The sequence below is a fragment of the Methylobacterium sp. PvR107 genome, from assembly GCF_017833295.1.
Lineage (GTDB): Bacteria > Pseudomonadota > Alphaproteobacteria > Rhizobiales > Beijerinckiaceae > Methylobacterium.
On the sequence record NZ_JAFIBW010000001.1, the window covers coordinates 5,607,178 to 5,632,969 of the forward strand.

At 69.1% G+C, this 25,792-nt stretch carries 23 protein-coding genes and 1 tRNA gene; 16 read left to right on the plus strand and 8 right to left on the minus strand.

Annotation, left to right across the window (positions count from 1 at the left end):
* Positions 1–16: 16 nt before the first annotated feature.
* A complete protein-coding gene (metH, locus tag JOE48_RS26550; protein ID WP_210036068.1) occupies positions 17–3,769 on the plus strand; it encodes a methionine synthase in 3,753 nt (1,250 codons plus the stop codon).
* 133 nt (positions 3,770–3,902) lie between these two features.
* Here metH and JOE48_RS26555 read toward each other — a convergent pair whose 3' ends face one another.
* From JOE48_RS26555 to JOE48_RS26570, 4 genes are all read right to left on the minus strand, one after another.
* Positions 3,903–4,907 carry an SMP-30/gluconolactonase/LRE family protein gene (locus JOE48_RS26555; RefSeq protein WP_245252965.1) on the minus strand — a complete coding sequence of 335 codons (1,005 nt, stop codon included), beginning with the start codon at positions 4,905–4,907 and terminating at the stop codon, positions 3,903–3,905.
* 51 nt (positions 4,908–4,958) lie between these two features.
* Positions 4,959–6,689, minus strand: coding sequence for an L-arabinonate dehydratase (gene araD, locus JOE48_RS26560; protein ID WP_210034269.1), 1,731 nt, complete (start codon positions 6,687–6,689; stop codon positions 4,959–4,961).
* 16 nt (positions 6,690–6,705) lie between these two features.
* A complete protein-coding gene (locus tag JOE48_RS26565; RefSeq protein ID WP_210034270.1) occupies positions 6,706–8,064 on the minus strand; it encodes an MFS transporter in 1,359 nt (452 codons plus the stop codon).
* A gap of 81 nt (positions 8,065–8,145) precedes the next feature.
* Positions 8,146–8,865, minus strand: a complete 720-nt coding sequence (locus JOE48_RS26570) for a ribonuclease activity regulator RraA (RefSeq protein ID WP_210036071.1) — start codon at positions 8,863–8,865, stop codon at positions 8,146–8,148.
* A gap of 227 nt (positions 8,866–9,092) precedes the next feature.
* On the opposite strand from JOE48_RS26570, the gene JOE48_RS26575 reads away from it, so the two are divergent.
* From JOE48_RS26575 to JOE48_RS26600, 6 genes are all read left to right on the plus strand, one after another.
* Complete coding sequence (locus JOE48_RS26575) at positions 9,093–9,758, plus strand: GntR family transcriptional regulator (protein WP_210034271.1); 666 nt, start codon at positions 9,093–9,095, stop codon at positions 9,756–9,758.
* Between the two features lie 125 nt (positions 9,759–9,883).
* Positions 9,884–11,554: a thiamine pyrophosphate-binding protein gene (locus JOE48_RS26580; RefSeq protein WP_210034272.1), complete on the plus strand. Its 1,671-nt coding sequence runs from the start codon at positions 9,884–9,886 to the stop codon at positions 11,552–11,554.
* Between the two features lie 61 nt (positions 11,555–11,615).
* Complete coding sequence (locus JOE48_RS26585; protein WP_210034273.1) at positions 11,616–13,193, plus strand: aldehyde dehydrogenase (NADP(+)); 1,578 nt, start codon at positions 11,616–11,618, stop codon at positions 13,191–13,193.
* A 95-nt stretch (positions 13,194–13,288) separates the two neighbouring features.
* A tRNA-Gln gene (locus JOE48_RS26590) sits at positions 13,289–13,363 on the plus strand.
* Between the two features lie 61 nt (positions 13,364–13,424).
* Positions 13,425–13,571, plus strand: a complete 147-nt coding sequence (locus tag JOE48_RS30555) for a hypothetical protein (RefSeq protein WP_245252966.1) — start codon at positions 13,425–13,427, stop codon at positions 13,569–13,571.
* Between the two features lie 506 nt (positions 13,572–14,077).
* The gene (locus JOE48_RS26600) at positions 14,078–14,332 is read left to right on the plus strand and encodes a hypothetical protein (protein WP_210034274.1); all 255 of its coding nucleotides are present in this window, start codon (positions 14,078–14,080) and stop codon (positions 14,330–14,332) included.
* Positions 14,333–14,677: 345 nt separating this feature from the next.
* Here JOE48_RS26600 and JOE48_RS26605 read toward each other — a convergent pair whose 3' ends face one another.
* Positions 14,678–15,472: an ABC transporter permease gene (locus JOE48_RS26605; protein ID WP_210034276.1), complete on the minus strand. Its 795-nt coding sequence runs from the start codon at positions 15,470–15,472 to the stop codon at positions 14,678–14,680.
* A gap of 357 nt (positions 15,473–15,829) precedes the next feature.
* On the opposite strand from JOE48_RS26605, the gene JOE48_RS26610 reads away from it, so the two are divergent.
* The gene (locus JOE48_RS26610) at positions 15,830–16,141 is read left to right on the plus strand and encodes a hypothetical protein (protein ID WP_210034278.1); all 312 of its coding nucleotides are present in this window, start codon (positions 15,830–15,832) and stop codon (positions 16,139–16,141) included.
* A 142-nt stretch (positions 16,142–16,283) separates the two neighbouring features.
* Here JOE48_RS26610 and JOE48_RS26615 read toward each other — a convergent pair whose 3' ends face one another.
* From JOE48_RS26615 to JOE48_RS26625, 3 genes are all read right to left on the minus strand, one after another.
* Positions 16,284–16,637: a hypothetical protein gene (locus JOE48_RS26615; RefSeq protein WP_245252967.1), complete on the minus strand. Its 354-nt coding sequence runs from the start codon at positions 16,635–16,637 to the stop codon at positions 16,284–16,286.
* A 9-nt stretch (positions 16,638–16,646) separates the two neighbouring features.
* Positions 16,647–16,817, minus strand: coding sequence for a hypothetical protein (locus JOE48_RS26620; RefSeq protein WP_210034280.1), 171 nt, complete (start codon positions 16,815–16,817; stop codon positions 16,647–16,649).
* Positions 16,818–17,132: 315 nt separating this feature from the next.
* Positions 17,133–17,384: a hypothetical protein gene (locus JOE48_RS26625; protein WP_210034282.1), complete on the minus strand. Its 252-nt coding sequence runs from the start codon at positions 17,382–17,384 to the stop codon at positions 17,133–17,135.
* A gap of 443 nt (positions 17,385–17,827) precedes the next feature.
* Between JOE48_RS26625 and JOE48_RS26630 the strand changes: the two genes are divergently transcribed.
* From JOE48_RS26630 to JOE48_RS26665, 8 genes are all read left to right on the plus strand, one after another.
* Positions 17,828–18,934: an ABC transporter substrate-binding protein gene (locus JOE48_RS26630; protein WP_210034288.1), complete on the plus strand. Its 1,107-nt coding sequence runs from the start codon at positions 17,828–17,830 to the stop codon at positions 18,932–18,934.
* The gene (locus JOE48_RS26635) at positions 18,931–19,725 is read left to right on the plus strand and encodes an ABC transporter ATP-binding protein (protein ID WP_210034290.1); all 795 of its coding nucleotides are present in this window, start codon (positions 18,931–18,933) and stop codon (positions 19,723–19,725) included. Before JOE48_RS26630 ends, JOE48_RS26635 begins: the two co-directional genes overlap by 4 nt.
* Entirely contained in the window at positions 19,722–20,507 is a 786-nt protein-coding gene (locus JOE48_RS26640) for an ABC transporter permease (protein WP_210034292.1), read from the plus strand. The genes JOE48_RS26635 and JOE48_RS26640 overlap by 4 nt, the downstream gene beginning before the upstream one ends.
* Positions 20,504–21,988: an amidase gene (locus JOE48_RS26645; RefSeq protein WP_210034293.1), complete on the plus strand. Its 1,485-nt coding sequence runs from the start codon at positions 20,504–20,506 to the stop codon at positions 21,986–21,988. The genes JOE48_RS26640 and JOE48_RS26645 overlap by 4 nt, the downstream gene beginning before the upstream one ends.
* A gap of 415 nt (positions 21,989–22,403) precedes the next feature.
* The gene (locus JOE48_RS26650) at positions 22,404–23,165 is read left to right on the plus strand and encodes a GntR family transcriptional regulator (RefSeq protein ID WP_245252968.1); all 762 of its coding nucleotides are present in this window, start codon (positions 22,404–22,406) and stop codon (positions 23,163–23,165) included.
* Complete coding sequence (locus tag JOE48_RS26655; RefSeq protein ID WP_210034294.1) at positions 23,162–23,929, plus strand: ABC transporter ATP-binding protein; 768 nt, start codon at positions 23,162–23,164, stop codon at positions 23,927–23,929. Before JOE48_RS26650 ends, JOE48_RS26655 begins: the two co-directional genes overlap by 4 nt.
* A complete protein-coding gene (locus JOE48_RS26660) occupies positions 23,923–24,738 on the plus strand; it encodes an ABC transporter permease (protein ID WP_210034295.1) in 816 nt (271 codons plus the stop codon). The genes JOE48_RS26655 and JOE48_RS26660 overlap by 7 nt, the downstream gene beginning before the upstream one ends.
* Before the next feature lie 52 nt (positions 24,739–24,790).
* Entirely contained in the window at positions 24,791–25,771 is a 981-nt protein-coding gene (locus JOE48_RS26665; RefSeq protein WP_210034303.1) for an ABC transporter substrate-binding protein, read from the plus strand.
* Positions 25,772–25,792 lie beyond the last annotated feature (21 nt).

Sequence of the window (25,792 nt, forward strand, 5' to 3'; positions counted from 1 at the left end):
TCTGACAGGACGCATGATGACCGCTTTTGCCCCCGTCGACGGCACCGAGATCGCCCAGGCCCTGCGCCAGCGTGCGGCGGAAAAGATCCTCGTCCTCGACGGGGCGATGGGCACGGTGATCCAGCGGCTCAAGTACTCGGAAGAGGATTTCCGCGGCGATCGGTTCAAGGAGCACGGCCACGATCAGAAGGGCAACAACGACCTGCTGATCCTGACGCAGCCCGACGCGATCCGGCAGATCCATCTCGACTACTTCCTGGCCGGCGCCGACGTCTGCGAGACCAACACCTTCTCGGGCACCACCATCGCCCAGGCCGATTACGGCATGGAATCGATCATCCACGAGCTGAACGCCCAGGGCGCGCGGCTCGCCCGCGAGGCCGCCAAGCTCGCCGAAGAGAAGGACGGCCGCCGCCGCTTCGTGGCCGGCGCCATCGGCCCGACGAACCGCACCCTGTCGATCTCGCCGGACGTGAACGATCCGGGCTTCCGGGCGGTCACCTTCGATCAGGTCAAGCAAGCCTATGTCGAGCAGATCCGCGGCCTGATCGACGGCGGCGCCGAGTTGATCCTGATCGAGACGATCTTCGATACGCTCAACGCCAAAGCGGCGGTGGCGGCGGCGTGGCAGGTCTTCGACGAGACCGGCATCCGGCTGCCGATTCAGATCTCCGGCACGATCACGGATCTCTCGGGCCGCACCCTGTCGGGCCAGACGCCGGCGGCCTTCTGGCATTCCCTGCGCCATTCCGAGCCGCTGACCTTCGGCCTCAACTGCGCGCTCGGCGCCCGCGAGATGCGCGGCCACATCGCCGAGCTGTCGCGGATCTGCGACACCCTGGTCTGCGCCTACCCGAATGCCGGCCTGCCCAACGAATTCGGCCTCTACGACGAGAGCCCGGAGGCGATGGGCAAGCTGGTCGGCGAGTTCGCCGAATCCGGCCTCGTCAACATGGTCGGCGGCTGCTGCGGCACCACACCGGACCATATCCGCGCCATCGCGGAGGCGGTCGCCGGCAAGGCGCCGCGGCCGATCCCCGAGGTGCCGCGCCTGATGCGGCTCTCGGGCCTCGAGCCCTTCGTGCTCACGCCGGAAATCCCCTTCGTGAACGTCGGCGAGCGCACGAACGTCACCGGCTCGGCCAAGTTCCGCAAGCTCATCACCAACGGCGACTACGCGGCGGCGCTGGACGTCGCTCGCGATCAGGTCGCGGCCGGCGCCCAGGTGATCGACGTCAACATGGACGAGGGCCTGCTCGACTCGCAGAAGGCGATGGTCGAGTTCCTGAACCTCGTCGCGGCCGAGCCCGACATCGCCCGGGTGCCGGTGATGGTCGATTCCTCGAAGTTCGAGGTGATCGAGGCGGGCCTGAAGTGCATCCAGGGCAAGCCGATCGTGAACTCGATCTCCATGAAGGAGGGCGAGGAGAAGTTCATCGAGGCCGCCAAGGTCTGCCGCTCCTACGGGGCTGCCGTGGTGGTGATGGCCTTCGACGAGCAGGGTCAGGCGGATTCCTACGAGCGCAAGGTCGAGATCTGCACGAAGGCCTACCGGATCCTGACCGAGCAGGTCGGCTTCCCGCCCGAGGACATCATCTTCGATCCGAACATCTTTGCCGTCGCCACGGGTATCGAGGAGCATAACGGCTACGGCGTTGCCTTCATCGAGGCGACCCGCACGATCCGCGAGACCCTGCCGCATGCCCACATCTCGGGCGGCGTCTCGAACCTGAGCTTCGCGTTCCGCGGCAACGAGCCCGTGCGCGAGGCGATGCACGCGGTGTTCCTGTTCCACTGCATCCAGGCCGGCATGGATATGGGCATCGTCAATGCCGGCCAGCTCGCCGTCTACGACGAGATCCCAGCGGAGCTGCGCGAGCTGTGCGAGGACGTCGTCCTCAACCGGCGCGACGATTCCACCGAGCGCCTGCTGGAGGCCGCCGAGCGGTTCAAGACCGGGGCCTCGGCCCAGGCCAAGACCGCCGACCTGTCCTGGCGCGAGGCCCCGGTGGCCAAGCGCATCGAGCACGCGCTGGTCAACGGCATCACCGAGTATATCGTGGCCGATACCGAGGAGGCCCGCCAGGGCGTCGAGCGCCCGCTCCACGTCATCGAAGGGCCGCTGATGGCCGGCATGAACGTGGTCGGCGACCTGTTCGGCGCGGGCAAGATGTTCCTGCCGCAGGTGGTCAAGTCCGCCCGCGTGATGAAGCAGGCGGTTGCCTATCTCGAGCCCTACATGGAGGCCGAGAAACTGGCCAATGGCGGCGACGGCAAGCGGCAGGCTGCCGGCAAGGTGCTGATGGCCACCGTGAAGGGCGACGTCCACGATATCGGCAAGAACATCGTCGGCGTCGTGCTGGCCTGCAACAACTACGAGATCATCGATCTCGGCGTGATGGTGCCGGCCGCCAAGATCCTGGAGACCGCCAAGCGCGAGCAGGTCGACATCGTCGGCCTGTCCGGCCTGATCACCCCGTCGCTGGACGAGATGGTCCATGTCGCGGGCGAGATGGAGCGCGAGGGGCTCGACGTCCCCCTGCTGATCGGCGGCGCCACCACCAGCCGGGTCCACACAGCGGTGAAGATCCACCCGGCCTACGCCAAGGGGCAGGCGGTCTACGTCACCGACGCGAGCCGGGCGGTCGGTGTGGTCTCGAGCCTGATCTCGAAGGAGACCCGCGGGCCCACGATCGAGAAGGTGCGGGCCGAGTACGCCAAGGTCGCCGACGCCCACAAGCGCTCGGAGGTCGACAAGCAGCGGCTGCCGCTGGCCAAGGCCCGCGCCAATCCGTTCAAGATCGACTGGTCGGGCTACAAGCCGGCCAAGCCGACCTTCACCGGCGCCCGGGTCTACGGCTCCTACGAGGTCGCCGACCTCGTCCCCTACATCGACTGGACGCCGTTCCTGCAGACCTACGAGTTCAAGGGCCGCTTCCCGGCGATCCTGGACGACCCCGAGCAGGGCGCTGCCGCCCGCGCCCTCTACGAGGACGCGCAGGAGATGCTGAAGCAGATCGTGGCGGAGCGCTGGTTCAACCCGAAGGCGGTGATCGGCTTCTGGCCGGCCAACAGCGTCGGCGACGACATCGCGCTCTTCACCGGCGAGAGCCGGTCGGAGCGGCTCGCCACCTTCCACGGCCTGCGCCAGCAGCTCTCGAAGCGCGACGGGCGCGCCAACACCTGCCTGTCGGACTTCGTGGCGCCGGCCGAGACCGGCATCGCCGACTACATCGGCGGCTTCGTGGTGACGGCCGGCCTTGAGGAGGTGCGCATCGCCGAGCGGTTCGAGCGGGCCAACGACGATTACCGGGCGATCCTGGTGAAGGCGCTCGCCGACCGCATCGCCGAGGCCTTTGCCGAGCGCATGCACGAGCGGGTGCGCCGGGAGTTCTGGGGCTACGCGGCTGCGGAGACCTACGCCCCCGAGGAGCTGATGAAGGAGGATTACGCCGGGATCCGCCCGGCCCCGGGCTACCCGGCCCAGCCCGACCACACCGAGAAGACGACTTTGTTCGACCTGCTGAAGGCCGAGAGCCGGATCGGCGTGAAGCTCACCGAATCCTATGCCATGTGGCCGGGCTCGTCGGTGTCGGGGATCTACATCGCCCACCCGGACGCGCATTATTTCGGCGTCGCCAAGGTGGAGCGCGATCAGGTCGAGGATTACGCCGTCCGCAAGGGCATGGATGTCCGCGAGGTCGAGCGCTGGCTCGGGCCGATCCTCAACTACGACCCGGCGCGGTATCTGGCGCAGGCCGCGGAGTAGGGGCGGGACACCGCCGTCATCGCGAGCACAGCGAAGCGAGCCAGGGCGGCGCGGCACCGGTCGGCGTGGCGCCCTCGGATCGCTTCGCCCCGCTCGCAAGGACGGCCGGGCGGCCCGAGCCGCCCGTCCGATCTCAGCAGGTCCCCGCACCCCGCGTGTTCACGTAGAGTGAATAGACCGCGTGCGAGGCGGTCATCAGCAGCAGGTTGCGGTTGATACCCCCGAAGCACAGGTTGGCGCAGCGCTCCGGCAGGCGGATCCGACCGATCAGCTTGGCCTGCGGCGAGAGCACGATGACCCCGTCCTCGGCCTCGCTCATCCCCCAGCCGCACCAGAGGTTGCCGTCGACATCGACCCGGAACCCGTCCGGCGTGCCGGTGCCGGCATCGTAGAACACGCGGCCGTTCGCGGTCTTGGTGCCGTTCTCGACCACGTCGTAGACGCGGATCAGCCGGTTGGGCTTCGCCCGGGCCTCGATGACGTAGAGCTTGGACTCGTCCGGCGAGAAGCAGAGCCCGTTCGGACCCGCCACGCCTTCCACGGCAACGCTCGCCTGTCCCGTCTTCGGGTCGATCCGGTAGACGTTGCCGGGCAGCTCCGGCGCGGCCATCGACTCGTGCGGGTTCGGCCCGAAGGCCGGATCGGTGAACCAGACCGCGCCGTCGGAATGGCAGACCACGTCGTTGGGCGAGTTCAGCGGCTTGCCGTCGAATCGGTCCATCAGCGTGGTGAGGCTGCCGTCGTACTCGGTCCGGGTCACGCTGCGGGTCCGGTGCTGGCAGGTGATCAGGCGGCCCTGTCGGTCGCGGGTGTTGCCGTTCGCGTAGTTCGACGGCTTGCGGAACACCGAGAGCCTGCCCGAAGCCTCTTCCCACTTCATGATCCGGTCGTTGACAACGTCGCTGAACAGCAGCGATCCCATGTCGCCGAACCAGACCGGCCCCTCCGCCCAGCGGAAGCCGGTGGCGACCCGCTCCACCGTCGCCGAGGCGAGCCGGTACTTTGCGAAGGCCGGATCGAGGATCTCGACGGACGGATCCGGCACCCGCGTAGACGGCTCCCAGCCGGCTCCGGCCGCCCGCGCGGCGCCCACGAGGGCCGCCCCGGCGAGCAGCCCCCTGCGTGCGATCATGACCATGGTACCTCCCTGTGATGTGGCCCGCCGCCTGTTGCCGACGGCTCGGGCCGGTCAGTGAATCTCGGGTTCCGGGATCCCCCCGGCGCCCTCCAGAAAGTCGAAATCGCACCCCTCATGCGCTTGGCGCACGTGCTGGGCGAACAGGCGGTTGTAACCCCGCGGATAGGCCCGGTCCGGCGGCACGAAAGCCTTCACCCGCGCGACGATCTCGGCCTCGTCGAGGTGCAGGTGGATCCGCCGCCCGGGCACGTCCACCGTGATCAGGTCGCCGTCGCGCACTGCCGCGAGGGGGCCGCCCGCGGCCGATTCCGGCGCCACGTGCAGGATGCAGGCGCCGTAGCTCGTGCCGCTCATCCGCGCGTCCGAGATGCGGACCATGTCGCGCACGCCCTGCCGGAGCAGGACCTTGGGGATCGGCAGCATGCCCCATTCGGGCATGCCGGGACCGCCGATCGGGCCGGCATTGCGCAGGATCATCACGTGGTCGGGGGTGACGTCGAGGGTGAGGTCGTTCACCGCGGCGTTCATCGCGTCGTAGCTGTCGAAGACCAGCGCGGGCCCGGTATGGTTCAGGAAGCGCGGGTCGGCGGCCGGCGGCTTGATCACGCAGCCGTCGGGGGCGAGGTTGCCGTACAGGATCGCGGTCCCGCCCATGGACACGATCGGCCGGTCGAGCGGCCGGATCACGTCGTCGTTGAACACCTTCATGCCGGCGAGTCCGTCGCCGATCGTGGCGCCGGTGACCGAGCGGGCGTCGAGGTGGAGGAGCGGGGCGAGCCGCACCATCAGCGCGCGGATACCGCCCGCGATGTGGAAATCCTCCATCAGCCACTGCCCCGAGGGACGGAGATTGGCGATTACCGGCACCTTCTGGGCGAAGTCATCGAACTCGGTGAGCTTGACCGGGATGCCGGCGCGCCCGGCCATGGCCACGAGGTGGATCATGGCGTTGGTCGAGCCGGCCAAAGCGTTGTGGACGACCAGCGCGTTGTCGATCGACCGACGGTCGAGGATGTCGGAGGGTTTCAGGTCCTCCCAGATCATCTCGACGATCCGCCGGCCGCAGGCGCCGGCCATGCGCGGATGGTCGGCATCGGCCGCCGGGATCGAGGCCGAGCCGGGCAGCGACAGCCCCAGCGCCTCGGTGATCGACGTCATGGTCGAGGCGGTGCCCATGGTCATGCAGGTGCCGGCCGAGCGGGCGATGCCCGCCTCCATGTCGTTCCATTCCTGTGTGGTGATATTCCCGGCTTCCTTCTCGGCCCAGTACTTCCAGACGTCGGAGCCCGAGCCGAGGATCGTGCCGCCGGAATGCCCGCGCATCATCGGTCCGGCCGGGAGGAAGATCATCGGCAGGTTCATGGAGATCCCGCCCATCACGGTGCCGGGCGTGGTCTTGTCGCAGCCGCCCATCAGCACCGCGCCGTCCACCGGATGCTGGCGCAGCAGCTCCTCCACCTCCATGGCCAGGAGGTTGCGGTAGAGCATCGTGGTCGGCTTGACGAAGTTCTCGGACAGCGACAGCGCCGGCAGCTCGATCGGGAAGCCTCCCGCCTGCCAAACACCGCGCTTCACCTGCTCCACCCGCTCGCGGAAATGCAGGTGGCAGGGGTTGATGTCGCTCCAGGTGTTGATGATGCCGACGATCGGCTTGCCGGTGAAATCCGCCCGCTCGTAGCCCATCTGCAGCATGCGGGAGCGGTGGCCGAAGCTGCGCAGGTCGGTGGCGCCGAACCAGCGCTGGCTGCGCAGGTCGCCCAGGGTCTTCTTGCGCGCGGTCATCGCTCTGTCTCCGGTCTCACAGATTCGGGCGGCCCGGCTGGACTGCGCCCTCCGCGTCGAACCGCCGATCCGCCGACATCCTGCCGGGCCGGACCGAGACCCATGTGATGGCTCCGGACGCGACGGCACAAGCCGCCAAAAAGTAAAGTCCGGCCTCGTAGGTGCCGGTGTAATCCTTCAGCCAGCCCAGGACGTAGGGACCGACGAAACCGCCGAGATTGCCGATCGCGTTGATCAGGGCGATCCCGCCGGCCGCCGCCGGCCCCGAAAGGAATTCCCCCGGCATCGCCCAGAAGGCGGGCTTGCTCCCGTAGAGCCCGATCGTCGCCACCGACATTGCGGTCAGCGCCCAGAGGCTGCCCAGCATCGGACCGGCGGCGATGAGGCCCAGGGCGGCGACCAGCGCGGCGATCACGAAGTGCCAGCGCCGCTCGTCGCGCCGGTCCGACGACCAGCTCCAGGCGATCATGCCGACGGTCCCGACGACGTAGGGCACCGCCGTGGCCACGCCGGTCTCCCAGTCGGTGAGATGCAGGCTCTTCAGGATCGGCGGCAGGAAGAAGGTGATGCCGTAGGTGGCGGTGCCGATGTTGAAGTAGATCGCCCCGAGAGCGAGCACCCGCCGGTCGGTGAGGACCTGCCGGAGCGTGAAAGACCCGTGGGTCCGGAGTGTCCACGTACGCTCCGCCGCCAGCGTCTCCGCCAGCCAGGCACGGTCCTCCGCATTCAGCCAGGTCGCCTGGGCCGGCCGGTCCGTCATCAGCGCCAGGACCGCAAAGGCCAGCAGGATCGAGGGCAGGGCCTCGAGGATGAACAGCCACTGCCAGCCGTGCAGCCCCCCTGTTCCGTCGAGCTGCAGGATCGCCCCCGAGATCACCGCGGTGAGGGCATTCGAGCCCGGCACGGCCAGGAACAGGGCGGCCACCACCCGGGCCCGGTACCGCTGCGGAAACCAGTAGGTGAAGTAGAGGATCATACCGGGGAAGAAGCCGGCTTCGGCGACGCCGAGCAGGAAGCGCAGTGCAAGGAAGCTCGCCGGGCCGGTGATGAAGGCCATGCTGCCCGCGACCAGACCCCAGGTGACCATGATCCGGGCGATCCAGAGCCGCGCCCCGGCCCGCTCCAGGAGGACGTTGCTCGGCACTTCGAAGATGACGTAGCCGAGGAAGAAGATGCCGGCCGCCCAGCCGTAGACCGTGGCGGAGAACCCGAAATCCCGGTTCAGGCCGAACGAGGCGAAGCCCACATTGGTCCGGTCCATGTAGGCGACGAAGTAGATCAGGACGATCAGCGGCAGGAGACGCCACGACACCTTGGCGATCGTGCGCCGCTCGATCTCCGGCGCTGCCGTAACCGTGGGAATGCCCGCCGCCATGGCGCCCTCCGAGCCGAAACCGTGACGTCACGGCCCGGCACCGATCGGCGACCGCACCCGGAGCGGGCGGAAGCGGCCCGCTCAGCGTCCGGTCCGCTTCCGCCAGGCGGCGAAGTCGGTCAGGCTCTGTTCGTCGGTCGCAGGATAGAGGCCGAGGATTGTGCGGCCCTTGCGTACCTCCTCGGTCACGAAATCCTCGTAGGCGGTCATCTCGACGGCCTCGTCGGCGATCGCGTCGGCGAGGTGGGCCGGGATCACCGCCACGCCGTCGCCGTCGCCCACGATCACGTCGCCGGGGAAGACGGGGGCATCGCCGCAGCCGATCGGCACGTTGATGTCGATGGCCTGATGGAGGGTGAGGTTTGTCGGCGCGGAAGGCCGCACGTGGTAGCTCGGCATCTCGAGCTGGGCGATCTCGTCGGCATCGCGGAAGCCGCCATCGGTGACGAGCCCCGCGCAACCCCGCACCATCAGCCGCGTGGCCAGGATCGAGCCGGCGGAGGCCGCCCGCGCATCCTTCCGGCTGTCGATCACCATCACGGCGCCGGGCGGGCATTCCTCCACCGCCTTGCGCTGCGGGTGGGCGCGGTCCCGGAACACCGTGATCGGGTTCAGGTCCTCGCGGGCCGGGATGTAGCGCAGGGTGAAGGCCTCGCCGACCATCGTGCCGCCGCCGGGCTTCAGCGGCTGCACGCCTTGGATCATCTGGTTCCGGAAGCCCCGCTTGAACAGGGCGGTCATCAGCGTCGCCGTGCCGACGGTCTTCAGCTTGGCGCGCGTCTCAGGGGACAACCCGGCCATCCGCTTCTCCTCCCGGGCCTCGGTCTCGACGCCGGCGAACGGTGCCAATCACGCGTCGCTTGCCCCGGCCTTGGCTCCCGTCCGCGCTGCGCACGGACTGATATCCCAGACCTTGAGTAACATGGCGCGCCGCGTCATTGTCAATCGACGCAGATTGCGACAGGCACGGTCTGACATCGACGGGGAAGCCCTTGGCCGGATCGGGATTTGCGGGTGGTGCGAGCGCGATGCCGGCGGAGGCGCAGAGGCCGCGCTCGCTGGCCGAGACCGCGTACGACGCCATCGAGCAGATGATCATCAGCCGCCGCCTGACCCCGGGCGCGATGGTCTCGGAGGGCGAACTCGGCGCGGAACTGGCGCTCGGGCGCACGCCGGTCCGCGAGGCGCTGGCGCGTCTGAAATCGATCGGCTTCGTCGAGGTTCACCCGCGGCGCGGCGTGCTCGTCACGCAGGTCGACATCATCAAGCATCTCGAGCTTCTCGAGGTCCGCCGCCCCCTGGACGAGACCGTGGCGCGCTGTGTGATCGCGCGCGGCTCGGACGACGACATGGCGCGGTTGCGGGCCTGCGTTGCCGACCTGCTGGTGGCTGCCGAAGCGCGGGACCGCGAGGTCTATTTCCGGACCAAGCGGTCTATGCACGAGACCTTGGTCGGGGCGGCCTACAACACCACCCTCGCCAGCACCATGACGGCTCTCCATGCCCAGTCCAGGCGGTTCTGGTACACGCACGAGCCGACCGCCAGCTTCCTCGATTGCGCCGGCCTGCACGTCGCCATCGCCGCGGGCGTGACGGCCCGCGATCGCGAGACGGCGCTTGCCGGGATCGGCCGGCTGTTCGACTTTCTCGAGCAAATGACCCGCCGCGCCCTCGACCGCAGGCCGCTCGTCTGACAGGCTCAAGTCCATCGGGATGCTCACAATCCGCACTGGGATATCAGATGTATCTCAGCGAAGCGGCGGGCGGCATGATCTCGCAAGAGGCTTCGGGCGCGGCCTGATTGCCAGGGAGGAACAGCTTGAGCGGATTGCCCTCACGCACCGGCGCGCAGGTGCTCGTCGACCAGCTTCTCGCGCAACGCGTCGAGCGCGTGACCTGCGTGCCCGGCGAGAGCTACCTGGCGGTTCTGGACGCCCTGCGGGACAGCGGCATCGACGTCCTGGTCTGCCGGCAGGAGGGCGGCGCGGCGATCATGGCGGAGGCTGCCGGCAAACTCACCGGCCGTCCCGGCATCTGCTTCGTCACGCGCGGGCCGGGCGCCACCAACGCTTCGGCGGGCGTCCATATCGCCCGCCAGGATTCGACGCCGATGATCCTGTTCGTCGGCCAGATCGCCCGGCGGATGCGGGACCGCGAGGCGTTCCAGGAGATCGACTACCGGCAGATGTACGGCGGCGTCGCCAAGTGGGCCGTGGAGATCGATGACGCGGCGCGCATCCCGGAGATCCTCGCCCGGGCGTTCCGGGTTGCCCTCCAGGGCCGCCCGGGGCCGGTGGTGATCGCCCTGCCGGAGGACATGCTCGACGATGTCGTGGCCGCGACCGACGCGCCGCGTGTCGTCCCGACCGAGCCCGCCCCGTCCCCGGGCGACGCCCAGCGCCTACGGACGATGCTGGCGGAAGCGCGGCGGCCGGTGGCGCTCCTCGGCGGCTCGCGCTGGACCGCGGGCGCCGTCACGGCGTTCGCGGCCTGGGCTGAGCGTCACGACATCCCGGTCGCGGTCTCATTCCGGCGGGCGCAGCTTTGTCCCGCCGATCACCCGAATTTCGCGGGCGAGCTCGGCATCGGGCCGAACCCGGCCCTTCTGGCCCGGATCAAGGAGGCCGACCTGCTGCTGATGGTGGGCGGACGCCTCTCCGAGATGCCCGCGCAATCCTACGGCCTGCTCGGAATCCCCGATCCCGGCCTGCCGCTGGTCCATGTCTATCCCGACGCGGCGGAACTCGGCCGGGTCTACCAGCCCGCCCTGGCCATCGAGGCGACACCGGACACCTTCTGCGCGGCGCTGCCGGACTTCGCGGCGACCGGTCAGGGACGCGCCGCCGAGGCCCATGCTTCCTATCGCGCATGGTCGGAGACCCCGGAACCGAAGCCGGGCGCCTTCCAGTACGGGCAGGCGATCACGTGGCTGCGCGAACGGCTGCCGCCGGACGCGGTGATCTGCAACGGCGCCGGCAACTTCGCGACCTGGGTCCACCGTTACTACCGGTTCCGCGCCTTCGGGACGCAGCTCGCGCCGACATCGGGCTCGATGGGCTACGGGCTGCCGGCCGCCGTGATGGCCAAGCGCAGCGCGCCGGAGCGGATCGTCGTGGCGCTGGCGGGCGACGGCGACGTGATGATGACGGTGCAGGAATTCGCCACCGCCGTTCAGTACGGTATCGCCGTCGTGGTGGTCGTCCTCGACAACGGCATGTACGGCACGATCCGGATGCACCAGGAGCGCGAGTATCCGGGCCGGGTCTCGGCCACCGAGTTGCGCAATCCCGACTTCGCGGCACTCGCCCGCGCCTGCGGCGGCCACGGCGAGCGGGTCGAGCGGACCGAAGAGTTCGCCCCCGCTTTCGAGCGCAGCCTCGCTTCCGGCCTACCGGCGATGATCCACTGCCTCGTCGATCCCGAGGCGCTGACCCCGACCATGACCCTCGCGGCGATCCGCGAGAAGGCGTTCGCGGCGCAGCGGGGCTGACGGGCTCCGCCATGGCCGTCCCGGTGCGGCGCGGTCGCACCCTTCTGAAGAGGAGCAGCTCATGACCGTGCGCGGCGAGAACCTGATCGGGACCGAGGCCCGGCGCGGCCGCGAGGCGGCGTTCCGGGCGGTGGAGGCCGCCAGCGGCGAACCGATGGAGCCCGATTTCCCGGGCGCGAGCCTCGCCGACCTCGACCGGGCCTGCGCGCTGGCGGAGGCCGCCTTCGACGCCTATCGCGAGACCGATCCGGAAGTCCGGGCCGGCTTCCTTGAGGCGATCGCCGCGAACATCCTGGAGATCGGCGACGATCTCGTCACCCGCTGCATGGCCGAGACCGGGCTCCCCCGCCCGCGGATCGAGGGCGAGCGCGCCCGGACCGTCGGCCAGTTGCGCCTCTTCGCCAGCGTGGTGCGCGACGGCAGCTACGTCGCGGCGCGCATCGACCCGGCGCTGCCGGAGCGCAAGCCGCTGCCGCGGCCGGACCTGCGCCTGCGCCGCATCGCGGTGGGGCCTGTGGCGGTGTTCGGGGCGTCGAATTTTCCGCTCGCCTTCTCGGTGGCGGGCGGCGACACCGCCTCGGCCCTGGCGGCCGGCTGCCCGGTCGTCGTCAAGGCCCATCCGGCCCATCCCGGTACCTCGGAACTCGTCGGCCGCGCCGTGCAGAAGGCGGTCGCATCCTGCGGCCTGCCCGAGGGGACCTTCTCGCTCCTGTTCGATGCCGGTCAGTCCATCGGCCAGGCGCTGGTCGCCGATCCCCGGATTGCGGCCGTGGGGTTCACCGGCTCGCGCCGCGGCGGCACGGCCCTGATGGCGATCGCGGCCGGGCGCCCGACACCGATCCCGGTCTACGCCGAGATGAGCAGCATCAACCCGGTGCTGCTGTTCCCGGCCGCGCTGGACGAGCGCGGTGCGGCGATCGGCCAGGCCTTCGCGGCCTCGCTCACCCTGGGGGCCGGCCAGTTCTGCACCAATCCCGGCCTGATCCTGGCGTTGCCCGGGCCGGGCCTGGACGCGTTCCTGGACGCGGCCGCGGCGGCACTTCGGGAGAGCCCGGCCGCGACCATGCTGACGCCGGGTATCCAGCGCGCCTACCGCGAGGGCGTCGCCCGGGTCGCGGGCCACGGTGCCGTCACCCTCCTGGCCGAGGGGCCGGAGGGTGCGGCGACGCAGGGACGGGCGACCCTGTTCGCCACCGACTCGGATGCCTTCCTGGCGGATCCCGCGTTGCAGGAGGAGATGTTCGGGGCTTCCGCCCTGGTCGTTCGCTGTCCGGACTTCGCGGCGATGCGGGCGGTGCTGGAGCGTCTCGAAGGTCAGCTGACGGCCTCGCTGCACCTCGCCTCCGCGGACCACGCGGCGGCGCGCGATCTGCTTCCGCTCCTGGAGCGGCGGGTCGGCCGCATCCTGGTCGATGGCTTCGGGACCGGCGTCGAGGTGGCGCATGCCATGGTGCATGGCGGACCGTACCCGGCGACCTCGGACGGGCGCACGACCTCCGTGGGCAGCCTCGCGATCGACCGGTTCCTGCGGCCGGTGAGCTATCAGGACGTTCCGGACGCCCTGCTGCCGGCCGCGCTCCAGGCCGCCAACCCCCTTGGCCTGCCGCGCCGCGTCGACGGCGCGCCCGAGCGCGCCTGAGACGGTCTTCGGGCGCAGGGCTGGAACGGCTCCGCGCCCGCGATCTGAGCGCTTGCCACACGCGCCACCGGCGTCTAGACAGCGACCGCCCACCTTGGGGCGTCGCCAAGTGGTAAGGCAGCGGTTTTTGGTACCGCCATTCCCAGGTTCGAATCCTGGCGCCCCAGCCAAATTTCCCAAGGACGACCAAGCTCACAGCTTCCGGACATAACGGACGTACCGGACCGGACGGTGTTCGCCCGGCGCACAGAAGTCGGCACAGTCCCGAACGGCCACCACCCCGGCCGCCCCGACCTCGTCAAGACGAAGGCGGTCACCGGTCAGGCGATCGACGCCGCGGCCGACGCAGCGCCGGCGGATCCGGCGACCAAAAAGTAGCCGCTCGCGAAGGGCTGAACGCTCGACCTGGTTGATCCGCGCTGCACCAACGAGCGGCCGGTCGAGGCGCAGAAGACCGACAAGCCAGCCTGGGAGCGAAGCAGGGTCCGGACCGCGATCCTGCGGGCGCAGCCGGTTAAGAGGTGAGGGCCGGGGGCGAAAATCCTAAAGCGGAAGGTCGGCATTCGGACAGCCATCCGATCACGGATCGCCCCAACGAGACGGGCTTTCGCGTCGCGCCGCGGCTGTCAGCACGAGAACCGCGTCGCGGCATCGGATCAGCAGCGCGTCGATCCGGTTGAGGTGCACCCTGCGCTCGGCCATGCTAGAACGGGCACAGAACAAATCCGATGTGCCGGTTCGGTTCACTCTGCAGGCGGGCGGTTTCTCCCGTGGCGCTGCATGGATGTGAACTCGGCTCGAACATGCCAGGCGTGGCCTGATCTTAGACGGTGCAGGCGGCTGGCGGCGAACCGAGGGCCGACCGGGGTGAGCGAGAGACGACGATGGCGATGAAGACGGCGTTTGTGGTGCAGCCGTTCGAGATCTACCGGAAGCGGCTGCGGCCGGCCCGGCAGGAGCCGGCGCAGACCGAGAGCGGGGCCGTGAAGAAGGCCGAGAACCTGGCCAAGCGGATGCCCGGCGCGGCGGCGCTGAAGGTGGTGGCCGACGACGAGACGGGCGAGCTGGAAGGCGTCACGATCCTCGGCCAGTGGGGCGAGATCCCGGACGACTTCGCCGAGAGCCTCCAGGGCGCGTAGACCAGCGTTTACCAGCGAGGCGGCGGAGGGCCACGGCGGCGGCTCAGCGGGTCGGGAATGTTTTCCCGGTGCAGGACGGTGACGGCTGCCGCCGCCGGACGGGCGTGACGAGCGTTCAGGCGCCCAGCGACACGGACCTGATGCGCAACGCGACGTTCATTGCGGCCGCGGGTCGAACGATCCGCGTGACGCGGCCGCTCGACGAGATCGCGGCGTTGGTGGCGTGTGGCGAGCGCGCCGTGCCGGAGGCGAAGGAGCGGAGGCGTGTCCGTTCTCACGCCACGTCCTGCTGAGCGCCACGGAGAGGCGGCGCGCGGCCGAGGAGCCGGCGCCTGCCGTTCCCGATCAGCCGCTCATCTTGGCAACAACGTGCTTAACAAGATAAAGACCAATCGATACCGACACCAGGGCAAACATGAGCACATAGAGATAGTCTATTTCAATCCTGGCGTAATGATAATATGCAGAGCGCATCCATTCTGCCAGCTGAAGCACCGGGTTATATTTCATCCAGCTGTATATTTTATCAGGCATATAGCTCGGAAGAAACATGACCCCGCTGGATATATACAGAATAATACTCAAGAGAGCATATCCCAGCAACCAGCCTGGAAAAAAGCCGATGATGGCGACGTTGATGGTTCCGATGCCGATGCCGAGAAGGATTGCCGACAGATAGGCGCACATTGCCACGAACGGATCGGCCGGCACTGGATTGGCACCAATGCTGACAAGAACGGCAATGATGACGATGAGAGCCAGAAAACCCGTCACGATCTCGACCAGAATTCGCGCAAAAATAACGTCGAACAGCTTAACTTGCGGATAATAGGTCAGCGGGCGGTTGGAGATGACCGCCTTCATGACTTCGCGTGAGATGTATTGGAAAACCAACACCGGGACTGCGCCCGAGGCGAAGAACAGCGCGCGGTCGTCACCCAGAGGGGCGGGCAGCTTCTGGAACGTGTAGATCGCGATCAGCATGAACACGTGCACGCAGGGCCAGAGCACGACGACGCCATAGCCCCACAGTGAGGCTCCGAAGCGCGTGCGCATGTCGCGCAGCATCAGGGCGTGCAGCACATGCAGATAGGATTCGCCCGGGCTTTTCACCGCTGCAGTGCTGGGTAATGTCGACATCGGGCACAGATCCCTGCTGGTCCCTGTGGCTGTTCCGCGAAAAATTCGGGCTAAAGTTGGTTAGACGCGTCGCCGCCCGGATCGGTATCCGGCTCCAGGAGACGAGCGCTCGTCGCAAATCGCGACGAACGCGTCACCAAGCCTGCCGGTGACGTCATCTGCTCGGCTCCGCCCCGATCGGCTCACGCGACGGGGAAGCGTCCAATCCCACCGGCGTGGGCAAGCCCATACCCAACGCGACCCTGATGCGGGATCCCCGCTTCCAGAGCGCGCCGAACCAGGAATAAGCGCAACGCGCGGCCACCGATGGCTGGCTCGCGCGTTGGCTGCACAGTTCGATCTCGCTCGGAGCGCCCGATGCTCGCCCGATCCGCGTTGGTGTTCGTAATTCTCACGTCGAGCGCCCAAGCGGCCGCCTTCGACGACCTGAAAGGATACCTGGCTTCCTGTCTGCGGTTCGAGATGGGTGGCTCCGCCGCGCAACGAGGTACGCCCCTGTCATCCCGGGTCCACGACGCGCTGGATCGTTGCTCCGACGACGTCGCCCGGCTGGAACGAGCGGACGGGCGCCGTCTGCGCGGCGATGGTGGTATCAGTCCATCGACCAAGCAGGTGATCGAGACCGTTGTGGGTCGTGGCGTTAGCGGCATCCGCAACGTCGGGTACTGAACGCCGCGATCAGAGATCTCCGCGCCCTCGTGAATGAAAAAGCCCGCACCGGGCGGACCGGGCGGGCCAAGGCTTTGCGTGGTCTCAGGAACGAACGAGAAGCCGCGCCGGCAAGGCACGTTCCAAAGCTGCGCCCTGCGGATCACTTCGAGCCACCGCTGCCCGTCGAGCCGACGCGAGAGGGCTGCCCCTCGTTGCCGGCCGCCGCGCGGTCCGTTGCGATGCTGTCTGCGGCGCGACCCGTCGGCGAGGCGGTCGCCGCGGCCGCATCGCCGGTCGACCCGGGCTGGCGGGTCACGACGCCCGGGGCGCCGGGTGGCACGATGACGGTCGTGCTGGTTGGAGTTTCGATGACGACCTGAGCGAAGGCCGGGGTCGCCAGAGTTGTGGCAAAGGCAGCGGCGAGAGCGAGCTCGATCTCGTCGATCTCCTGTCGGGATGGATGGGGTCGGCGCGTACGCCCCCGCACCGGCGAACGGCGAAGGAACGGCGGCATCTGGCGCTCTCACCCCATGCTCAACGCGAGCACGAGCTTCTGGGCGGTGAAGGCCAGACCGGCCAGGAGCCCACCGACCACGAACAGGTCGGCGAGGCCGCGCTTCGGCTGGTTCCTGGCCACAGTCCGGATCGGCGCACGCAGCTCGTGAAGCCACACCACGTTGCCTGATCGTCTCATGACCGCCTCCAGCATCATTGCTGGTTCGTATCTGGTTGTGGTGACGATCGCCCGGCATGCGCCAGCGCACATGCGAGACGCGCGGGAGCGGCATGATGAACGCGCCTCCCGACAAACGTCGCAGCCGGGTCAGGGCCTCGCCGCGTGGATAAAGGGCGACCCGCGATCAGTGCGCCATCACCATCCGAATGGCGCCTTCGCGCTGGTCCGCGACCGTAAAGCGCGCCTCGAGCGCCTCACCTCCGCTCTCGGACTCCCCGGAACGCGGAACTTTTCGGCGGGCTGCCGGAGGTGTGGAATGGGTGAGCGCGGCACTCAACGCGCGTACACGAGACCAATCTTGCGGCCATCCTGCCAAGCGACCGTGCAGGGCTGGTCGACGCGCAGGGCTGCCGAGATCAGTCGCACATCTCTTGGCAAGATCAGATCTGAAGCGACTTCGATCGTTGCACCGGATTTGTTGCGATCCCATACCAGGCAATCGCAACGTTCCAGGGTCTCGCCAAAATAGACCTGTCCGGTTTTGAGGGCGGCCCTGTGTAGCTGGTCTGTGCAATCCTCAGACATCGCCCGGCTCTGCATGCAAGATTCAGTCGGGGCTATAGAGTCCGCACGGGTCGATTCTGTTCCAAAATTTCCGCGGTCGGTCGACCCGCGCCACAGTGCCGGAGCGGCATAAGCGCGGTGGACATGGACGCTCTGTCGGGCGCATGGGCGGCCCAGACGGCCGGCCGCTTGGCCATCATCCTCGCCATCATGGATGGCTCGAGGCGAAGCCCTTGCCTGTTCCAACACGGCCTGGCGGCGAAGACCACCGGCGTTCAGTTGGTGCGCCTCGGCGGCCGCAAGCCGCGCTGTGTCCGACATCGAGAACGGATACGGCATTGATCGTCTAAAAATTGGACGAACAAGCTATCAAAGCAGCTGAAAATGTAAGCGATTTCCTCCTCAGCGAAATTGTATTTCGTATATACCGGCCGGACTCGACGGTCAGCCAGGTATATGGGATTTTGACATCGCGATCTTGGACGCGCCTCGGTGCCCCGCCGCTGCTCCGAGCCGCTGTCGCGGCGGCCGCCCTGAATCTCTGCCTCGCGGCGCCGGCTCGTGCCCTCGACAGCGTCAAGGTCGGCCTTGCCATACCGCCGACGGTCACCGACGGCAGCGTTCAGGCGATCGCCGAGGAACTCGGATTCTTCAAGCAAGAAGACCTGGACGTCACGTATGTCGTTCTTCCCGGGGCCGGCGCGTTGCTGCCGCAGCTGCTGCAGAAGACCATCACGATCGCCCTGCCGCTGCCCGAGACCCTGCTTGCCGCCCACAAGGCCGGCGAGCCGCCGCTGCCGGTTGCCTATTTCTACAATGCCGGCCCCCGCAACACGCTCGAACTCGCCGTCCGGGCCGATTCCGACATCCGCAGCCTCGCCGACCTGAAGGGCAAGCGGATTGGCGTCGGGGCCCTGACCTGGGGCACGATTCCCCAGACGCGCGCCCTGATGCGCTCGGTCGGCCTGGAGCCCGGACGGGATGTCAGCATCGTGGCGGCCGGGGTGCTCGGGGCCGGCTTCCACGCGCTCCGTGAGGATCGGGTCCAGGCGCTCAACTTCAACAGCTCCTGGATCGACATCATGGAGGACCAGGGCATTCCGGCGCGCCGGCTGGACTATCCGCCCGTCTTCCGGCGCATGGTCGTCAACGGCTTCCTCGCGCACCGATCGACGCTGGAGCAGAACCCCGCGCTTCTCGAGCGCTTCGGACGGGCCTGGACCAAGGCGCTCGTCGTCTGCGACCTGAACCCGAAAGCCTGCATCGCGGCGTTCTGGCGCAAGAATCCGTCCGTGGCGCCGCAGGCGGAGCGCGACAAGGCCCTGGATTCGAGCGCCCGGCTGCTCAGGCGGTGGATCGAGCCGGTGATGCGGGACGAGGCAGGGGCCGCCCGCGTGCCGGGCGCCTTCGACCTCACGATCATCGCCGCCTATGTCCGCGAGATGCATCGCTACGGCGAGTTCGCGACGGCCGACCTGCCCCTGCACGCCTATTTCTCGAACGCCCTCGTGCCGGGCTTCGCACGGTTCGACCGCGCGGCCCTCGAGGCGCAGGCGCGCGCGCTGCAATGACGGCGGTGCCCAATTCCGACCATGTCCGCCTCGAGGCCGTTCGCTTCGCTTATGGCGGGTCGGTCGGCACCCCCGTCCTCGAGAACCTGTCGCTGTCGGTGGAGGAGGGGGCCTTCGTCGCGATCCTCGGGCCGTCGGGTGGCGGCAAGTCGACGGTGCTGAAGCTCCTGTCCGGCCTGATTGGGCCACAGGGTGGGACCATCCGGATCGACGGCACGCCGGTGACCGGCCCGCGCCGCGATGTCGGCATGGTGTTCCAGAAGCCGATGCTCCTGCCGTGGCGGAATGTGCGCGACAACGTCCTGCTACCGGCCGGCTTCGCGCGCACCGCATCCAAGGGTGAGCGCGCGCGTGCCGACGCGTTGCTGGCGACCGTCGGCCTCTCCGACAGCGTGACGCTCTATCCGGGCCAGCTCTCCGGCGGCATGGCGCAGCGGGTCGGGCTGGCGCGGATGCTGCTGCACGATCCGCGCCTCCTGCTGCTCGACGAACCCTTCTCGGCCCTCGATGCGATGACTCGGGAGCACCTGTCCCTGGAGCTGCAGCGCCTCTGGATGGAGGAGCGCCGCACGGCGTTGTTCGTCACCCACTCGATTCCCGAGGCGCTGTTCCTGGCCGACCGGGTCGTCGTGCTCGCGGGGCGGCCGGGCCGCATCCTCGCCGACATGCCGGTGCTGCTGCCGCGACCGCGCACCCTCGAGACGCTGAGCGGCGCGCAGTTCGGGACCCTCGCGCTCGAACTGCGCCGGCTGTTCGACGAGGCCGCCCGGCCCGGAGCCCGCGCCGCATGACGCTCCTGCGCAACGTCGTTCCGCCCCTGATCACGCTGGCCCTGGTGCTGGCCGCCTGGGCCTACGCCACCGGACCGGGCGGGCTGCCGAGCTACCTCCTGCCGGATCCGCTCTCGGTCGGCCGGGCCCTGTGGACCGGGCTCGTCAGCGGCGAGTACGGGCCGCACATCCAGTTCACCCTGACCTCGACGCTCCTGGGCTACGGCATCGGCTCGGTCGCGGCTGTCGCGATCGGCGTCCTGGTGGCCGAGAGCCGGACCTTCGAGCGCTTCGTCTTCCCCTACATCGTGGCGATCCAGGCGATGCCGAAGGTCGCGCTGGCGCCGCTGATCCTCGTCTGGTTCGGATTCGGGCTCGCCTCCAAGGTCGTGCTGGTCGCGCTGATCTGCTTCTTCCCGCTCCTCGTGAACACGATCGCGGGCATCCGCCGGACCGACCCCGAGCTCATCGACATGGCCCGGTCGTTCTCCCGGCCGGCTTGGTGGATCTTCCTGCACGTGAAGCTCCCGGCCGCCGCGGGGGCGATCTGCGCGGGCCTGGAGATCGGGATCGTGCTGGCGCTGATCGGCGCGATCGTCGGCGAGTTCGTCGCCGCCGAGAAGGGGGTCGGCTACCTGATCGGTTCCGCGACGGTGAACATGAACGTCGCCACCATGTTCGCGGGCGTCCTGCTGCTCGCCGGGTTCGGCATCGCGGGAAGCGCGCTCGTGCGCTTCGCCCAGAGGCGGATCGTGTTCTGGGAACGGGCGCCGGATCCATCGACGCGGGGAGAGCGCGCATGAGCCCGGATGCAAAGCTGCCGGAGGCGCTCGCCTTCGCGTCGGCCACCGAACTGGTGCGGCGCCTGAAGGCGCGGGAATTCACGGCGCGCGCGCTGCTCGAGTTCCAGCTCGAGCGCGTCGCGCGGCTCGATCCCGAGATCAACGCGATCGTCTACACCGACCTTCCGGCCGCGCGGGACCAAGCCGACCGAGCCGACGCGGCTTTGGCCCGCGGCGAGGATTGGGGGCCGCTGCACGGGCTGCCGATGACCGTGAAGGAGACCAACAACGTCGCCGGCTGGCCGACCACCTACGGCGATCCCGCCCTGGCGGAGGCGGTCCCGACGCACAGCGCCGTCATCGTCGAGCGGCTGCGTGCGGCCGGCGCGATCATCTTCGGCAAGACCAATGTGCCGATCAACGCCCTCGACTGGCAAAGCTACAACGCGATCTACGGCACGACGCGCAATCCCTGGGATCTCGACCGCACCCCGGGCGGCTCGTCCGGCGGCTCGAGCGCGGCTCTGGCCGCGGGGCTCGTGCCCCTCGAACTCGGGAGCGACGCCGGCGGCTCGATCCGCTTCCCAGCCCATTTCTGCGGGGTCTACGGCCACAAGCCGACCCCCGGCCTCGTACCCGTCTCCGGCAACGAGCGCGGGGCCAGCCTCCTCGACAACGATCTCGTGGTGAGCGGGCCGCTCGCCCGGACGGTGGCCGACCTCACCTGCGCGCTCGATGTCCTCGCGGGACCGGCGGGGCCGGCCGCCAAGGCCTGGCGCCTGGACCTCCCGGCACCGCGGGCGACGCGCCTCGCCGCGTTCCGGGTGGCCTACGTGACCGACTCGCCCGTCGCCGAGGTGGACGAGCCGGTCCGGGCCGCGATCCGGGCCCTGGCCGAGCGCCTCGCGGGCCTGGGCGCCCGGGTCACGGCCGACGCGCTCCCCTTCGACGATCACGCCGCGCATCATGCGACCTATCTCCAGCTGCTGCGCGGATCGGCGTCGGCCCGCCTCCCGCAGGCGGTGTTCGAGGAAGCCGTCCTGCGCCTCACGGAGCCGGGCACGAACGCGACGCCCTACGTGGCGCGGATGGCGCAGGCGCATGCGCAGCGCCACCGCGACTGGATCCTGGCCGAGGAGCGCCGGGCCGCGCTGAAGCGGGATTGGGCCACCTTCTTCGAGCGCTACGACGTGCTCCTCGCCCCCGTCACGGTCTGCGCCGCCTTCCCGATCGACGAGGCGCGGCCGCGGGAGGAGCGCGTCCTCCAGATCAACGGACACGCGGTCGACTACAACGACCAGCTGTTCTGGGCCGGGCTGGCGACGCTGCCGTCCCTGCCGGCGACGGCGGTCCCGATCGGCTATGACGGCCATCTGCCGATCGGCATCCAGGTGATCGGGCCGCATCTCGAAGACAGGACGACGCTCGCTTTCGCGGCCGAACTCGAACGTTTGCATCCGTTCGTGCCGCCCCCGCGCTACGCGCCGTCCGCTGGCCGGTGACAGGAAGATCGAGCCGCGGGGCCGGCTGCGTGAACCCGTCCGCGTCGCGACGGGAGCCCGTTGCCGGTTTCGCGCGAGAATGATCTGCTTCCGGCCCGCTCGGCGCAGGCAGAAACTTCTGCCGACATCCGGCAGCAGAGAGTAAATCAATCAAACACGCGGCGCGCGCAGCGTCACGCCGGCAAAGGCCTGGCACGGTCCATGCCTCTGTGGGATGCTCACCAGGCACGGTAAGCGTCTCATCCGTTCCCGGTTGATGCGTTCACCGCTGCCATCCTTGCGAGCGGAGCGACGCAATCCAGTCAGCACGACGCCTCCCGACGTCGCGCTGTCCCGGGTCACGCCGCTGCGCTCGTGATGACGGAGGGGAACGCATCAACCGAAGCGTTCAGACGGTAGCCATCTCAGGGGAACCATGCGGAAGCCGCACGGCGATCTGGCATCCATTCAGCCGATGAGCGTGGTGGGCCTGCCATCAGCCACGCTGAAGGCGAACCAAGCCTACGACACCCTGCGGCGGGAGATCGTCTCCTGCCGCCTGCTGCCGGGCACGCGCTTCACCGAGACCGAGCTGATGGAGCGCTTCGCGCTGGGAAAGGCCAGCTGCCGGATCGCGCTCCAGCGCCTCACGCAGGACGGCTTCGTCGCCTCCATGCCGCGGCACGGCTACCGGGTCGCGCCGGTCACCGTGAAGGACGTGGACGAGATCTTCGCCCTGCGCACCGAGCTGGAGCCGCTGGCGGCCCGCGGCGCGGCCGGGCGGGTCAACCGGGGCCAGCTGGAGCGGCTCGAACAGGCCTGCCGGCGGCGCATCGACGTCGATGTCGGCAACCAGATCGACTTCTTCCTGGAGGCCAACCGCAGCTTCCACATGGCGATCGCCGTCGCGTCCGGGAACCAGCGCCTCTGCCGCGCCCTCTCGGGCCTCCTCGACGAGATGACCCGCCTCGTGGCGCTCGGCTTCGGCGTTCAGGGCGTGCGGCCCAACATCGAGAACGACCACACCGCCATGATCGAGCATCTCGTGGCGGGGGATGCGGAGAGCGCCGCCCAGGTGGCGCGCCGCCACGTCGAGACCTTCCGGGCCATGACCCTGGAGAAGGTGGTGGCGAGCCTGCGCGACACCGCCGTGATCGGGCCGGCCGCGCCTGTCCGGGCGGATGGGAGCGGGTGGTGAACGCGGTCGAGATCGACCATGTCGGCAAGTGGTTCGGCCAGCGCGAGGGCGCGCCGCTCCACGTCCTCCAGGACATCGCCCTGACGGTGCCGGAGCGGGCGGTGGTGGCGATCGTCGGCGCGTCGGGCTGCGGGAAGAGCACGCTGCTCAACATCATCGCCGGGCTGATCGAGCCGGATGCCGGCGGCGTGCGCCTGTTCGGGACGGCGGCCCGGGAATTCCGCGACTGGCGCGCGATGACCTACATGTTCCAGGAGGACCGTCTCCTGCCCTGGCGCACGGCGGCGCAGAATGTCGCCTTCGGGCTCGAGGCCGGCAGCATGCCGGCGGCCGAGCGACGCCGGCGGGTGGATAAAACCCTCGAGCTCGTCGGCCTGTCGCGCTTCCGCGACGCCTACCCGCACGAGCTCTCCGGCGGGATGCGCAGCCGGGTCGCCCTGGCCCGCAGCCTCGTGACCGAGCCGACGCTCCTGCTCCTCGACGAGCCGTTCTCGAAGCTCGATCCGACGATCCGCGCCCAGATGCATTCCGAGCTGCTGCGCATCGCGGCCCTGCGGGCGATGACCCTGATCTTCGTCACCCACGACGTGGAGGAGGCGGTGGTTCTGGCCGACCGGATCGTCGTGCTGCAGCCCCATCCGGGCCGCGTGCGCCTCGTCCAGGAGGTCGCTCTCGACCGCCCGCGGGATCCGCTTTCGGAGGCGGTGACCGAACAGGTCCGCCGCCTGCGCCTCGCCCTCTCGGCGGAGCCGGTCCCATGCTAGTCCGGACGCCCGAGGCCATGCTGCGCCGCCCGAAGCACGGCGTCGTCCGCACCCATGGCGGCACGCTCCTGCAGCGTCTGGCCCTGATCGGGCTGGCCCTGGCCGCCTGGCAGGTCGGCTCTCTCCACGCGCCGAGCTTCGTCCTGCCGAGCCCGGCCCGCGTCTGGACGGCCTGGACCGGCCTCGTCGCCACGCCGAGCTTCGCCGCCGATCTCGGCATCACCCTCGGCCGCGTCGCCGCGGGCTTCGCGCTCGCCGCCCTGGTCGGCCTGCCGCTGGGCCTCGCGCTGGGCGGAAGCCGGGCGCTCGGCGGGTTCTTCGAGCCGGTGCTCACGGTGATGAACACCGTCTCGTCGGCGATCTGGGCGATCTTCGCGCTGATCTGGTTCGGGCTGTCGAACTGGACCACGATCTTCGTGGTGTTCATGACCGCGATGCCGCTGATCCTGACGAATGTCTGGCAGGGCACGCGGACGGTCAGCGCCGAGCATCTCGAACTCGCCCGCACCTTCCGCATGCCCCGGCGGAAGGTGCTGACCAAGATCTACCTGCCGACCATCCTGCCGGCCTTCTTCTCGGGCGCCCGGCTCGCCATCGGCTTCGGCGCCCGGGTGGTGCTGGTGGCCGAGAGCCTCGGGGCGAGCAGCGGCATCGGATACAGGCTGCGTCAGGCCGCCGACCTCGTCCAGACCGATCAGGTCTTCGCCTGGACCCTCACCCTCGTCGCCCTGATGATCGGCCTGGAGACCCTGGTCCTCAAGCCGGCGGAGCGGCGCCTGTTCGCCTGGAAGAAGGCGAGCCCGGGATGAGCGCGACCCCGATCACCCTCGTCGCCCCGCCACCCCAGTTCAGGAGTCCGCGTTGACACGGATCGGTGCCCTTCTCGCCTGCGCGCTGCTCGCGGCGGCGCTGCCCGCCCGCGCCCAGGCGCAGAGCGTCCGCATCGGATACTGGAGCTCGGGCATCAGCCTCGGCTTCGGCGCGGTGCTCGAAGCCGGCCAATTCATGGAGAAGCAGGGGCTGACGCCGGAATACGTCAAGTTCCCCGACGTCAACGCGCCCACCAAGGCGATGGCGGCCGGCGCCATCGATTTCGCCATCGCGGCGAGCGCCGGGACGTCCCTCAGTGTCACCGCCGACGGCCTGCCGCTCAGCATCGTGCTGGCGACGCAGGTGGCCGATCTCGACTTTGTCGTGCCGGCGGATTCGCCGATCCGCACGATGGCGGATCTCAAGGGCAAGAAGATCGGCACGTCGCCGGCGGGCAGCGGCACGGCCGCCATCGCGGCCGCGATCCTCGAAGGCAATCACGGCCTCAAGCCCGCGGATTATCAAGCGGTGCCGGGCAACGACTCGCGGCTGGCGCAATTCCTCGTCCAGAAAGACATCGACGCGGCCGCCTTGCGGACCGTCACCCTGGCGCTTCTGCCGGACGTCAAGATGCGCCGGCTCGGGACGTTTCGCGAGGAATGGAAGCGCCTCACCCGGCAGGACGCCCCGCCCGTGCTCGGCGTCGGCCTGATGCGCAAGGCCTGGATGGCGCAGAATCCGGACGGCGCCGCCAAGGTGGTTGCGGCGATGCGCAAGGCCTTCGAATACGGCAAGGCCGACAAGCCGGCGGTCGCCAAGATCCTGATGGCCTCCGCCAACCTGAGCGCCACCGACGCCGCGGCCTACGCGGCGCTCTGGGACGGCATCTACACCGTCAGCCTGGAACCCGCCGACATCGCGTCGCTCAAGCGGGAATTCGAGATCTTCAAGGCGGTCGGCGCCGTCCAGGGCAGCCTGCCCGAGGGGGCCCTCGTGCCGGGACCCTACGAGCAGTCGAAGGCCATCCCCTAACCGTCGGCAAGAAGACCCGAC

Bases quoted from the DNA above. Each gene is read 5' to 3' on its own strand.
- metH (WP_210036068.1), top strand. From the start codon at position 17: ATGACCGCTTTTGCCCCCGTCGACGGCACCGAGATCGCCCAGGCCCTG.
- JOE48_RS26555 (WP_245252965.1), bottom strand. From the start codon at position 4,907: ATGGTCATGATCGCACGCAGGGGGCTGCTCGCCGGGGCGGCCCTCGTG.
- araD (WP_210034269.1), bottom strand. From the start codon at position 6,689: ATGACCGCGCGCAAGAAGACCCTGGGCGACCTGCGCAGCCAGCGCTGG.
- JOE48_RS26565 (WP_210034270.1), bottom strand. From the start codon at position 8,064: ATGGCGGCGGGCATTCCCACGGTTACGGCAGCGCCGGAGATCGAGCGG.
- JOE48_RS26570 (WP_210036071.1), bottom strand. From the start codon at position 8,865: ATGGCCGGGTTGTCCCCTGAGACGCGCGCCAAGCTGAAGACCGTCGGC.
- JOE48_RS26575 (WP_210034271.1), top strand. From the start codon at position 9,093: ATGCCGGCGGAGGCGCAGAGGCCGCGCTCGCTGGCCGAGACCGCGTAC.
- JOE48_RS26585 (WP_210034273.1), top strand. From the start codon at position 11,616: ATGACCGTGCGCGGCGAGAACCTGATCGGGACCGAGGCCCGGCGCGGC.
- JOE48_RS26600 (WP_210034274.1), top strand. From the start codon at position 14,078: ATGGCGATGAAGACGGCGTTTGTGGTGCAGCCGTTCGAGATCTACCGG.
- JOE48_RS26605 (WP_210034276.1), bottom strand. From the start codon at position 15,472: ATGTCGACATTACCCAGCACTGCAGCGGTGAAAAGCCCGGGCGAATCC.
- JOE48_RS26610 (WP_210034278.1), top strand. From the start codon at position 15,830: ATGCTCGCCCGATCCGCGTTGGTGTTCGTAATTCTCACGTCGAGCGCC.
- JOE48_RS26615 (WP_245252967.1), bottom strand. From the start codon at position 16,637: ATGCCGCCGTTCCTTCGCCGTTCGCCGGTGCGGGGGCGTACGCGCCGA.
- JOE48_RS26620 (WP_210034280.1), bottom strand. From the start codon at position 16,817: ATGAGACGATCAGGCAACGTGGTGTGGCTTCACGAGCTGCGTGCGCCG.
- JOE48_RS26625 (WP_210034282.1), bottom strand. From the start codon at position 17,384: ATGTCTGAGGATTGCACAGACCAGCTACACAGGGCCGCCCTCAAAACC.
- JOE48_RS26635 (WP_210034290.1), top strand. From the start codon at position 18,931: ATGACGGCGGTGCCCAATTCCGACCATGTCCGCCTCGAGGCCGTTCGC.
- JOE48_RS26640 (WP_210034292.1), top strand. From the start codon at position 19,722: ATGACGCTCCTGCGCAACGTCGTTCCGCCCCTGATCACGCTGGCCCTG.
- JOE48_RS26645 (WP_210034293.1), top strand. From the start codon at position 20,504: ATGAGCCCGGATGCAAAGCTGCCGGAGGCGCTCGCCTTCGCGTCGGCC.
- JOE48_RS26650 (WP_245252968.1), top strand. From the start codon at position 22,404: ATGCGGAAGCCGCACGGCGATCTGGCATCCATTCAGCCGATGAGCGTG.
- JOE48_RS26660 (WP_210034295.1), top strand. From the start codon at position 23,923: ATGCTAGTCCGGACGCCCGAGGCCATGCTGCGCCGCCCGAAGCACGGC.